Source organism: Peribacillus sp. SIMBA_075 (assembly GCF_046534585.1).
This window is the reverse complement of record NZ_JAWRYN010000424.1, coordinates 1-283: the sequence shown is the minus strand read 5'-3', so window position 1 is coordinate 283 and position 283 is coordinate 1. Positions and strand designations below refer to the sequence as shown.

The following is a 283-nucleotide window of genomic DNA, read 5'->3' as shown; positions in this document are numbered from 1 at the left end:
ATTTCAATGGCGACTTTCAGTATTGTAGGGACTGCCCTTTTTAGTTTCGGTGTGAGACTTTCTCAGGAAAAAGGGCAAGGATGGACACATTTGTTAAAAATTACACCGCTTCCAGAGGGGGCATATTTAGCAGCTAAAATTATTGCTCAAACAGTAGTGAATGCTTTTTCAATCTTAGTTATTTTTATGGCAGGAATATTAATTAATAATGTTGAGTTAACGATAGGCCAATGGATTGGTGCAGGATTATGGCTATTACTAGGCGTGACACCATTTTTAGCCC

1 pseudogene is annotated in these 283 nt (G+C 38.2%); it reads left to right on the top strand.

What is annotated here, in order from left to right:
• A pseudogene (locus SB775_RS28855) lies at positions 1-283 on the top strand (ABC transporter permease); the annotation flags it as partial.